At 58.3% G+C, this 13,178-nt stretch carries 3 protein-coding genes; all 3 read left to right on the top strand.

The window, feature by feature from the left end:
- Positions 1-30: 30 nt before the first annotated feature.
- The 3 genes from HMPREF0372_RS13985 (at position 31) to HMPREF0372_RS13995 (ending at position 12,810) form a co-directional block, all read left to right on the top strand.
- A complete protein-coding gene (locus tag HMPREF0372_RS13985) occupies positions 31-375 on the top strand; it encodes a hypothetical protein (RefSeq protein ID WP_021631872.1) in 345 nt (114 codons plus the stop codon).
- A 597-nt stretch (positions 376-972) separates the two neighbouring features.
- On the top strand, positions 973-2,400 hold the full coding sequence (locus tag HMPREF0372_RS13990; protein ID WP_155117037.1) for a hypothetical protein: 1,428 nt from the start codon (positions 973-975) through the stop codon (positions 2,398-2,400).
- A gap of 735 nt (positions 2,401-3,135) precedes the next feature.
- Positions 3,136-12,810: an S-layer homology domain-containing protein gene (locus tag HMPREF0372_RS13995; protein ID WP_155117038.1), complete on the top strand. Its 9,675-nt coding sequence runs from the start codon at positions 3,136-3,138 to the stop codon at positions 12,808-12,810.
- Positions 12,811-13,178: the final 368 nt, after the last annotated feature.

A 13,178-nucleotide genomic window follows, 5' to 3' on the forward strand; every position in this document is an offset into this window, starting at 1 on the left:
GGATTGTGCCACAAGTCAGGAGGCTGTTTTGTGAACGGTAAGCATTTCATCGGCAACCAGCAGCTCAGCAGAAAGCTCATTGGGCGGACCAAGGAGGCGCTTCGTCAGCGAAACGTCCAGTTTGCCCAGGCGCATGGTGACGCCAGCGACGAAGCGCTGCTGGATTATGTCCGGAGCGAGGCGGCGCGCTTTGGCGGCTGGCAGAATGTGATCACGTCAGCAGGACTGCCCTCGCCGAAGAAGCAGAAGCCCACCTCCAAGCGGCAGATTTTCAAGGAGGAGTTCCGTTGCCAGGCGGAGAGCGGGAGTGCACAGAGCAACAGAACAGCAGCGAGCAATCCGGAGGAAGAAGGGGATCCCCTTCTTCCGTCATAGGGAAACCCCTATGACGATCTCTCTTTGAGCATTCAGCGGGCTATCGCCCGTCGCATATGGCCGGTACGCGGCTGACAATTGAATAACCCAGTACCAAAAGCGATATTCCGTGAGCGGAGTAGGCCAGGACGCCGGCAAGGCCGGCCGAGCCACCAACAGCGGAGAGACGTGGAGCAATGCGGGGCGGCAACTGCACAGGAACAGTATTGGTGTTTGGGCGGAGAGGATCAGCGGGAACGGGACAATCGGTGCGGCGGCCCCTGCGCTTTTTCCAGGAGCGCGGCGGCGGCCGCATTGACGGTTGATTAAAATGCGACTTCTCAGCGGAAGGAGGCGGTGAGAGTCAAAAAGAGTTGTAAACAGGAGTACAAGGGAAACGATCCAACGGAGAGACTTGAAGGAGGTTTACGTATGAAAACCAGAAAATTTACAGCGATGCTGCTGACCCTGGCTATGGCATTCAGCTTGCTGACGGTCAGTGCGGGAGCGGTAATGGACAATGACCATGACCGCATCAGCGTTGATACTGCAGGCCCTTTGTCGGTGGTATGGGATAGTGAAACCGTAGATTCCGAAGCTTATCACACAGGAGATATCGTGTCGAGTGAAGACGGCTACTATCCCTCCAGCTTTTACCTCTATGTAGACAGCGCCGAGGAGAACGGAATCACCGTTACTGGCGGCACCCTGTCTGCGCCTGTGGAGGAAACGGAGGGCGGCACCAAGTATTTGGTGACCAACAACAGCGGGGGCAGCATTGTGATTAGGCTGGCGAATGCGGCCCAGAGCAACAACGTCTACACGCTGACCTTTGCTGCGCCGGAGGGACAGATGGCCGGCGGCGCCATCACCGGAGTCTTGCAGGGGTATCTGCCGCTGGGCCAGTATGCCCGGGGCACGATGTGGGGCAGCCCTTATACCGACGGCAGCACGACGGCCGGCAGCACCCCCAAGGTTCTAGGCGGGTTCTCTTCTACCGGCGTCTCCTTGGGTGCCGGCGGCGGCTACGTCCAGTATGCCCTGCGGGACAGCGAAGGGAACCAGGCCTATATTGAAGATGACGCGAGCAATCCCTATGGCGTGGACTTCATCGTCTACGGCAACGCCTTCAACGGCAACCCTGAGGCGGCCTCTGTCCAGGTCTCCGAAGATGGAAAGACCTGGTATGAGCTGGCCGGAAGTTTGTACTATGACCCCAATACGCTTCGCGATGTGAACATCACCTATACCCTGAGCGGGAGCGATATTCAGTACAGCATCACGGATCCGAACGGGCGCAATCCCGGCGTTTCCTTCCCACTCACCGGGACGTTCAAGGCTGGCGCCGCTGCGTGGTTCCCCACCACGGCGAACTACGGCGGCGTGTGGAAGACGTCCGCCGTCTCCAGCGATCAGACCGTCGGCGCTTCCGCCTTTAACGGCGCCAGCGTGACTTATACCGGCGTTACACTGGTAAAGGACACGGATACCACCGCGGACTATCAGTTTGGCTATGCGGATATCCATGTGAATGGCGGCAATTATGGTACGGCGATCAATCCCTACACCGCCGCGGCCACCACGCAGGGTGGGGATGGCTTCGACATTGCGTGGGCGGTAAAGCCGGACGGCACGCCTGCGGGGCTTATAAGGATCGGTTATATCCGGGTATATACATCCGCACTGATGAGCAGCACGGATAACACCACCATCCCCACACCCGGTATCTTCGGTGAGACCTCCGCTGAGGTTTGCGGCATCTACGCGGTGACAGGGAGCGGCTCTGCCAGCATCACGGAGGATCTGTTTATTGCCGATGCAGCGACAGAAGAGAACGAGGTGAATACGAGCAACGGGGGGAGCCAGGTAGTGGCCGCTGGCGAGTACCGTCTGTACTCCGATATGGAGCGTGTGTTGCTCAATGGCGAGACGATTAGCGATGCTGCGGATGGGCATGTGTTTACAATGGCAGCCGGAGACATGTTACAGATCATCACGCAGACCGGAGAAGAGGCCCCGTATATTACTGTGCTGATTTGCCAATAAAAAATGGATAAAATAAGAATGGATAAAATAGGAAAAGTGAGCGAGCGTCCTTTTGGACGCTCGCTCATCTCATTTATTTTGATTTTGACAATCCTGCTTGGGTTTTTACCGACAACTGCTTTTGCCGCCGAGACCATGACTGTATCGGACCCAGATGCTTTGGAGCAAATTGGAACTATAACAATTGAAGGAAATGATTATAATTTATACCGCCTTGTAGTAGATACTGTACAATATAATGCGATTAAGTTTTCGTCTGCGGCAAGCTGCGCAATTACGACTGTCGTGCCAGTTATAGATAAGAAACCAGCAGATATAGGTGCGACAAACTTGACTGACGTGGCACCTGATTCGGAAAATTACTCGAAAGGTGAGGCCCTTTATCAAAGCAGTATTTCATCCAATCTGTCTGAAGAAATTTTAGATGGACTAAGAACAGACACAGACAAGCTTGGATACTACCTATATACTGTTAAACGGGGTAAAATTAATACCATAATTGGTGTCCTTATTTTGGAATGGCCAGAGGCATCGCAAGAAGTCGAAGGAGCAAATAAAGATGAGCTTCAACGTGTCATTGCTGGGGCTGGCTTAATAAGTAGTAGTGATTACTATCAGGCTGAGGATTATTACAACGGGAAGACAACGAGCAGTGACGGCTTTTGGCAGGACTTTCAGACGGCACTAAAAACAGCAAAGGAGATTTTAGATAATATAACTGCAACACAGGAGGATGTGAATGGTGCCACAGCTTCATTGAATGCGGCCATCGCCAACCTGATCCCTGCTAACCAGGTCAACGCCACTGTCCTGTATGAAGCCATCCAGGAGGTGGAAAGCCGAGGGTACCGGCAGGAGGACTATACGCCGGAGACCTGGACTGCGTATAAGACAGTCTATGAGAAGGGCAAAGCTTACCTCGCTTCCCTCTATGACCAGGATGGGAACCCCACAACGGAGAACAAGGCTGAGCATCAGGACACTGTGGAGCAGTACGCGGAGGAGTTGCTGGCTGCCGCCGGCGATCTGGACGCTGTTTACAACGGCGGCGATGAGGTGACCAGCGCGTCGATCTATCAGCGGTCGCTTGCCGGTATGCTCGCTCAGTTCGCGGGCGCTTTGGAACATGAGAGCGGCTATACAGAGGAGAGCTTTACCGCGTTCCAGACGGCCTACCAGGAAGCCCAATCCTACTATCAGCAGCACGGTCTGGTAGGGACGTCGGTGTCCGCTTCTGTCCTGAATGGATATCAGAGACATGCGGCGGCGCTGTGGTCGGCCTACTACGAGGGGCTGGAGAGCGCGAAGGAAACAATTTCTGTCTCCCTCCGCGTGGCCGACAGCCAGGTTGCCTACGACCTCGCCAGCCCAGACGGAGCGGAGCTGGGACTCCCGCCCTCGGAAGGCATCTATGAGAACCCTGACGTCTCCCTGAGCGGTGCGGGCCGCACCGTTGCCGGACTGGTCGCGTCAGCCGGGCTCCAGCTGCAGGTGAAAGGCAATTCCTCGCTCACGTCAAACCGCCAAACCACGGTCGCGGTCTTCGTCAACGGCATTCAGCTCCGGGATGCCGGATTAAATCCGACACAGCTCGACGGAGTGGCCGTAAATCGAGCGAAGTGGGGCGACATAAAGCTCCGGGACGGCGATGAAGTTGTGATCCTGTTCGCCCCCGCTCCCATGGACAGGGAATACAGCGCCATGGGCGTAACGGCGTATGTCAACACGACAGACTTCTGGGGCCTGCTGTCGTTTGAAGACCATGCGGAGACCGTGGCAGAGGGCGAGGCGCTTACGCTGAAGGTGACCCGAACTGGAGGCTGGGTGGGAAGCTACGACGGCCGCTCTGCGCCGTTCAACGGCGCCCGCCTGCTGGCAGTGAAGCTGGATGAGAGAGGAGCGCCGTCCGGGGAGTACCAGCTTCTGGAGGGGATCACCGACGCAAGCGGGACGGTGACCACGCATCTCAATGAGGCGGGCCAATATGTGCTGGTTGCGGCGAATCCGGAATCCGTGATATTTGACCAGACGGCCAGCGGCGCCCAGCACCAGTACGCATCGCTGAACGCGCCCGCCCGGACCACAGTGACGGTCACCCCTCTGAATGAGGAAGAACTTGCGGCGGCGAAGGAAGCGCGCAAGAGCCTTCTGGCTGCGGCGCTGGCCGGATGCAACGCCACTGAGTTGGGAGAAGCCGTCTACGCCCAGGTCCAGGCGGCCCATGATGCGGGAGTGCAGGCCATCGAGGACGCGACAAGCCTTAAAGCGGCCGAAGACGCGCTCTCAAATGCGCTGACCCAAATCGAGAGCCTGGTGGAGAACGCGGAGAAATCCAATGAGGAATCTGTCTCTGCCATGCGGAAATACCTGGCGAAGCTCCCAACAGTGGCACAGATCGGGGAGGGACTCTTCCTGCAGAGCGACATCTCCACCATGCAGGAGGCGAGTTCCCACTATGCCGGAATGACCGGCTACCAGAAATCACAGCTCACCGGCCAGGAACAGGCACAGTGGGAGGCTCTGGTAGAAGCCTATGGTGAGGACGGAAGCAACCTGCCGGAAAAGACCTTTACGCTGACCTTTGAGTTCATTGGGCAGGAGGGATCCAGTGACCCATTCAAGAGCTTTTTGGCCCTTAAAAACAAAGGCTTTCGATATGCGAACGTCATTGAACTCTCGCCCAATGATGAGTGGTGGGTATATATCCGTACGGAAACCGGCACTGCATTGAATGAACTGGACTATGAGATCTATCGTGTGGAGTCCACGGGGGCGACACTGAGCGAATTGAGGCTGGATAGGCCCCCAACCGATCCGAAAGGCGGATACAACAAGGGTTGGGAAGGGGTTGCCCCTTTCTACTTCGCTGACTCCACATCAGCGTTCATGCCGAGGAACGATGTGACGATCACATTTTATATCCGAGGCAAAACATCGGTGGAAAGTCTGCGCAGCAGTGCGCTGGATCAACTGTCAGAGGCGTTCAATGGCTATAAGCGGTCTGATTACAGCGATACAAACTGGAAGACACTGACATCTGCGTATGACGAGGGCGTGTCCAAGATCAATGCGGCGGAGAACGCCGAAGCAATAGAAACAGCCTTGAGCGATGCCCTCAATGCGATGAAAGCCGTTGAGACGCGCGTTTCCAGCGGAGAGTTCGGCAGTGTGCATGTGACCGTTGAGAACACCACTTACGCGGACGGCTCTTTCTATCAAAATGGCGGCGCCTTTGTAGAGGCGGAGGTCGAGCTTTACAGTGATACCACTATGATGACTGCTGTGTTGGAAGCCCTGTCCGAGAACGGTTATGGTTGGAACAACGGGAATGACACGAGCGTCACTTACATCGAAAACATCTATAAAGATGTAAATCAGAATGGGCAGTGGGACAATGGCGAAGCCAAACTTGCGGCATTTGACGGCAGTGTGAGTTCCGGCTGGATGGGCGTGCTCAACGATTGGTTCACCAACTACGGATTTTCTTCCTATGCTGTTTCAAATACGGATCGCGATTACCGCCTGGTTGACGGAGACGAGATCCGCGTGATGTTCACGATGGACGGGTACGGAGACGATCTGGGCGGAACCTGGGGCAACGGAGACACCAGCCTCAAGGAACTAGAGGTCACCGGCGGTACGCTGTCGCCATCCTTCGACGGGGAGACCACCAGTTATGCCCTGACCCTGGACGGCGGAGATGTGTCGGTCACACCTACAGCGGCAAACAAAAATTTCCTGGTCAAGACATTTATCAATAACAAAACCACGGCCAACAATGTGGAGTACTATCGCCGTGGTGAAAATCTACCGGTCCAGCCAGGAGACACCATTTACATCGGTGTGGGCGAATACAAGTGGCCGTCCATGAACAACCAGTCCGGCAACACGCTCCGCTATACCGGCACCTGGTACACCATCCAGGTCTGCGAGAGCGGAGCGAAGGGAATCCAGGCCAGGATCGACGACCTGCCGGATAAGTCAGAAATCACATATAGCAACTATAAAAGCTTCCAACAGACGGTCAGTGCGCTACAAGCGGATTATAATGCACTGCCGGACAAATCACAGGTTTCTGCTGCTAAACTGACAGCAGCGGCGGAGCAGATCCAGTTCTTTGCGGCTATTGACAGCGTAAAAACTCAGATCGCCGACCTTCCCACTGCCGTAGAAATTACGGAGAATCCTGAGGCGCACCGTTCAAAAGTTGAAGCTGCAAAAACGGCTTACGAGGCATTGGGTATCAGCGGCCAACTTTATCTGAAGGCAGCGGAGGTCGCCCGTCTCAACGAGGCGGTGGAGGCCCTGGGCGGGAGCATATCGCCGGACGACGTGGCCGCAGTACAGGCGTTTAACGATCTGGTGGAAGCGATTGGGGAAAAAGTCAGCGCCGGGAGCAAGGATGCCATTGTAGCCGCCAGGACGGCATATGAGAACCTGACGGATGCGCAAAAAGCCCTGGTTGCAACCGCGCCGGATTCCTACAACACCCTCCTCAATGCGGAGGCCGCCCTGCCTGTGGTAGAACGGATCGCCGGAATCGGCACGGTTACGCTGGAGAGCGAGGCGGCCATCACCGCTGCCCGGCAGGCGTACACGGACTATGCCGGCAAGTTCAGCGGCAAGGACATGGTGTCCAACCTGAACGTGTTGGAGGCTGCCGAGGCCGCGCTGGAGATCCTCCAGGGCGGCGGACAGGACACCTCCGGCTACCGGGAGGTCATGAACGGCGTTCTGGAATATTTGGAGCAGAACGTCAAAAATCCGATTGTCGGCTCCACAAAAGGCGAGTGGGCCGTCCTGGCCCAGGCCCGGGCCGGCACCCTGTCCGAAGACGTCCGGGCGGCATATCTGGCCAACCTGGCGGATTATGTGGAGACCCATGACGGCATACTGGACACCTCCAAGAATGGAACCATGCACACAGAGTACGCCCGTGTCGTAGTAACCCTAACCGCTTTGGGCATGGACGCCACACAGTTCCAGGTCAGTGACGGTAAAACCTACAATCTGGTGAAGCCGTTGCTGGACGAGGCCGCCGAAGGCAGCAGCTACACCTATCAGGTCTCTGAGCAGGGCAACAACGGCACCATCTGGGCTCTCATTGCCTTGAATTCCGGCGATTATTACCGGGATGAAGCGGGCAACACGGCCCGGGCCGCATGGATTGACCTGCTGATTGACAAGCAGCAGTCCAACGGCAACTGGCCCATCTATAACCCGGACCAGGAGAATGACGGCTCCGGAAGCCAACTGGGCGGCGTGGACGTCTGCGCCATGGCACTCCAGGCGCTGGCACCCTACTATCTCGACGCAGGTGAGTTCAACCGTCTGGGCACAGCGCACAGCCATGAAGATCTGCAGAGCGCTGTAAAAAAAGCTTTGGATTTCCTGTCCACCTCGCAGAACAGCACCGGCGGATACGGCAGTTCGGAGTCCAGCGCGCAGGTCATTGTGGCCCTAGCTGCGCTCAAGAAGGATGCGGGGAGCTTTGCCAAGGGCAGCATCAGCGTTCTGGCGGACCTGCTGGGCTACCGGAAGACGGATGGCGGATTCAGCCACACCTCTGATGGTCCCATCGACCAAATGTCCACCGAGCAGGCAGCCTATGCCCTGGTGGCTTACGACCGCTACAAGAACAACAAGAAACCCCTCTATGACATGAGCGACGTGTTTGACGGTCCGACGGACGGTACTGATACCGACCACACCATCCACGCCTCGGCAGATGCCGGTGGCACCATCTCTCCCGTCGGTGATGTCACGGTGCCGGATGGGGCGAAGCAGTCCTTTACCGTCACGCCAAACGAGGGCTACCAGATTGAGGACATCCTCGTGGACGGGAAATCCGTCTGGGCCGGCGGTGCAACCGTGGCGCAGAAACTAGAACCGCCCGAATACCAGCTACCCACAGTTCCCGTTGAGGACGTGGAGCCGGAGGCCTGCGCCGACGGCATCCATGTGGGTGAGAACGTCGTCATCGGCCAGCGAGCGGCCACCTGCACAGAGCCTGGATACACTGGAGATACGATCTGCGGTGCCTGCGGCGAAGTGCTGGAGCAGGGCGCGGAAACCAGAACGGTTCCGCATCAGTACGGCGGCGCGTGGCAGATGGACGAGACGAGCCATTGGCAGGTGTGCCAGATCTGCGGCGCCAAAAGTAGCGCAGAACCCCATGTGTTCGAGCAGACGGAGGAGCCCGCTCCACCGGAGCTGGAGTTCCCGGAGCAGGGAGGCGCCACTCAGAAACCCACTACCGGCGAGGAAACCGAAGCGCCCGGGGCCGAACCGGAGATGCCCGATGCCGACGGACAACAGCCGGAGGAGACCGAGGGGCAAGATCCCGACACAATTCCTCCAGAAGGAGAATCCGATCCTGAAGTACCTGCCCCCGGAGAGGAAACCGGAGAAGACTCTGCCAACGAAAACGAGCCCCCGGCAGAGGAGCAGACCAAAATTCCGGAATCCGCCGAAGCCCCGGCCAGTGATGAGAGCCAGCCGGATATAAACCCCGGCAGCACGGGCGGGGAACTGGTCAGTGTTGTGGGAATCCACCCGATGCTCCTGATGAGCGTGGGCGCCGGTCTGCCCCAGACGGACGGGACAGCGGAGCCCCATGCAGAGGGGAGCGCCTGCCAGGTGTGCGGCTACAGCCCGGAGACGGGCGGCACGGCGGCGTGCAGCCACAGCGGCGGCACAGCCACCTGCACGGCCCTGGCGAGCTGCGACCTCTGCGGCCAGTCCTATGGCGATTACGCACAGCACGCCTTCACAGAGACAGCCCACAGCAGCGGGGTGCACTGGAACGTATGCGCCGCCTGCGGCCTGGAGGAGCTGTCCTCTCTGGCCCCCCACAGCTGGGAGCTGGACGCGGCGGCCTCCACGGAGACAATTTCCGTCTATGTGTGCCCGGACTGCGGCGCGGAGCGGACGGAGGCGGAATCTGCCGCCCCGACCACAGCCGCCAACGCCCTGGTCACCAGCGCGGACAGCAAATCCTACACCTACACCTTTGAGAACGTCACCGAGGACCACGCCATATCCGTCACCTTTGAGAAGCCCTCCCCTGTGATCGTGCAGGAGGTGACAATAAATGGCAATACTCAGACCGCGGTCATCGACGAAGCGGCGGTGCAGAAAGCGGTAGAAGCGGTGACTGCATCAGCGGCGGATACCATCACCATCATTCCCACGGCGGACAGCAGCAGCATTTCCTCGGTCAGCGTGGAACTGCCCGCGGGCGCGGCCCAGACCATCTCGGAGGCCAATGCCGGTGTGGAGATCCAGACGTCCAGGGGAACCGTCACCCTCCCCGCAAATGTCCTGGGCTCCATTGCCCAAAAAGAGACTGACGGGGAGAAGCTGTCCATCCATGTGGAGGAGAAGAGTCACAGCGCAATGGAGGACATAGTTCCCGATGGGACGAACCTCGCCGGTAGCGTGGCGGTGGAAGTGTCGGTCAGGGTGGGCAGCACAGAACTTACCTCTTTCGGTGGTCACGACCTTACCCTCACCATCCCCGTGGACAACAGCTTTACCCTGAGTAGAGAGTACAAAGTGCTGGTTATCAGCGATAACGGTAGCCATGAGATTCTTACCGGCACATGCCGCGTTTCTGACAGTGGCCGGGTGGTCAGCATCAGCGTGAACCACCTGAGCACCTTCATCGTCCTGGCAGAGACCACAGCGCAGACCTTTACCATCACGGCGACGGCTGGCGGCAATGGAGATATTGATCCGTTTGGCTCTGTCGAAGTGGATGCCGGCGAAGATCAGATCTTCCACATCACGCCGGACAACGGTTACGAGATCGCCACTCTGCGCGTAGACGGAAAGACGGTCGATCTGGACGAGCTGTACATCCGTTCGGACGGAAGCGCTTCCTATACCTTCTACGATGTGGATGCGAGCCACAGCATCCGCGCCACCTTCCAGCGTGGCACGGAGATCCCGGACTTTGGCCCCGTGGTAGGCGAGGTGTATATCAGCATTGAGAATAACACCTACTGGGGCGGAGACTTCACCGGCACCCTGGCGTCTGGCTGGTATGACTTGTGCGCCGAGGACACCATGATGACCATCGTACTCAAGGCCCTGGCCCTGGACGGCTACTCCTGGTGGGGTACCGGGGCCAGCGATACCGGAGGCTATGATATCACCTACCTGTCCGGCATCTATATGGATAAAAACGGAAATGGCTGGCGGGACAACAGCGAGCCCAGCTTGGCCGAGTTCGACGGTTCCCGGGGTGCCGGCTGGATGGGCACCCTCAACGACTGGTTTGTCAACGAAGGTTTCCAGTCCTTCCGGGTCGGAGGCCGCGGCACCTACGAGCTGGCAGACGGCGACTACCTGAACATCGTGTTCACCCAGAACCTGGGCGAAGATGTGGGGAGTCTCTGGGGCAATTCGGACACTAGTCTGGAGGACCTGCACATTAGCGGCGGGAGTCTCGCCCCCCGTTTTGACGGCGATACCTTGGAGTATACCCTGAGCATTACCGGGAACAGTGCGCGGGTCACCGTGACGCCCACCGCGGTCAACAAGAACTACATGGTTAAGACCTTCCTGAACCGCTACAACCGCGACTCTGCCTTCTACAAGCGCACGGAGAGCATCACAGTCAAGCCCGGCGACATCCTTTACATCGGCGTAGGCGACCCATCGTGGCCTTCTATGAACAACCAGAGCACGGAGGCCATTGACTACGAGGGTACCAAGTATACCATTACCGTGGTGAACGGCAACAGCGCGGAAGCGGTCATTGGGATGATCAAGGCAGTGCCGGAGATTACCTATGCCAACTACAAGACCCAGGCATCTAAGGTGTCGGCGGCGCGGGCGGCCTATGACGCGCTGACCCAAAAGGCGAAGGCTGAGATCAGCCAGACCCTCTTGAATAAGCTGGAGGCCGCCGAGGAGAAAATCGAGTTCTATGAGAAGATCGACGCAGCCAAAAAGCTCCTAAAGGAGCTGCCGGCGGTTAACAAGAACAAAGTCCCGACCAGTAGCCTGATCCGTCAGGTGCGGAAAGCCGCAGACGCATATGAGAAGCTGAACAGCAAGCAGCGGGAGTACATTACAGCAGAGGACGCAGGGCGGTATGAGGCCCTGCGGCTGTGGCTGATAGAGTCCGGTGCGGTCGGGCAGAATGAGCTGCCTGTCATTGACGGTAGCCTGACACTGCCAGAGCAGGACGGCGTTGAAGTTGTCCTGGAGCCCAAAGCGTCTGTGGATAATAGCGGAAACGCTTCTGCGGCAGTGACTGCGGCGGATCTCAACAAGCTCCTGGACGAGGCTCTCGAGGCCGAGGCCAGCGTGCTGGTCATCGCCCCGACGGGGGCGGAACAGGCGTCCGCTATCTCTGTGGAATTGCCCCGATGCACCCTGGACAACGCCCTTGACGAGACGAACGCGGATCTGGCTGTACGGACGCCGCTGGGCGAGCTGTCCATGCCAAATCTCACCCTTGCCAGAATCCTGAGTGGGGCAGGCGGGCAGGATCTGACCGTCAATATGGCACGGCGCACCATCTCCCAGGCAGAGGCTCTGCTGAACGGCAGGGCGGACGTTACGGAAGAGCAGATGAGCGGTGCCTCTGTGGTGGAGGTGTCCCTTACCTCCGGCAACAAGTCCATCACCAGCTTTGGCGGCCGGTCCATTACCCTGCTTCTGCCCGTGAATGCCGGTGCATTCCAGGCGGGCCAGGCCTGCACCGTATACCAGATCAGCGGAGGCGGCGCGGTAGAGAAGTTGGCTGGCGTCTGCCTGAGCCGGAACGGCGGGCTTTGGGTAAAGGTCAGCACGACCCAATTGGGCACCTTTGTTGCAGTACCGCCGGAACAGCCGGTGCAGCTCCCCTTCACCGACGTGCGTGAGGGAGACTGGTTCTACGACGCAGTGGCCTATGCCTATACCAACGAGCTCTTTAACGGCACCAGCGCCACCACCTTCTCTCCCAACGGCACCATGACCCGCGCCATGCTGGTTACGGCGCTGTGGCGGCTGGAGGGCGAGCCTGAGGCGTCTGGCGCATCCGGTTTCCCGGATGTGAAGCCGGATGCGTGGTACGCCGAGGCTGTGGATTGGGCCAGCCAGACTGGTCTCGTCAGCGGCACAGGTGCGGGCTTTGACCCGGAGGGCAGCGTGACCCGTGAGCAGATTGCCTCCATCCTGTATCGCTATGCGAAGCTCAAGGGCTGGGATGTAAGCAAAACGGCCAATCTGCAGGATTTTGCCGACGGTACGGATACCTCCGCTTGGGCAACCCGGGCTATGGAGTGGGCCTATGCGGAGAAGCTGATTACCGGAAAGGATGGAAAGTGTTTAGACCCGCAGGGCCAGGCCAGCCGCGCTGAGGTTGCCACCATTTTGATGCGCCTTCTGGAGAGTAAGGCAAAGAACGCCTGAGATGCCGGAAGAAACTATGAAACCCCCGTTCGGCTCCGGTCTGTAAACCCAGGCCGAGCCGCATGGGTGCTCCCCCCTATCCACCCAGTAAGGATGGAGGGAGCACCTTCTTACTTGAGCAGGAGCCCGGCAGACCGAATTTGGTCTGCCGGGCGGCCCAGCCCACAATTAAACAGAGATGCAGTCAGGTGAAACTCCGGGAAACCGGTACGGGCCTGCCCCCGCCGTCTAGTCGGCAAGACCTGATTGTGAAGAAATGGGTGGGATATACAAATGTAAGGCACGCTCACCCAAGGGGAGGGCGTGCCTTTTACTTGTTGAGGTGAGCGGTATCATGCTCAAAGAGCAAAAGCTGACGGAAAAAGAGC

Source organism: Flavonifractor plautii ATCC 29863 (genome assembly GCF_000239295.1).
Classification (GTDB): domain Bacteria; phylum Bacillota; class Clostridia; order Oscillospirales; family Oscillospiraceae; genus Flavonifractor; species Flavonifractor plautii.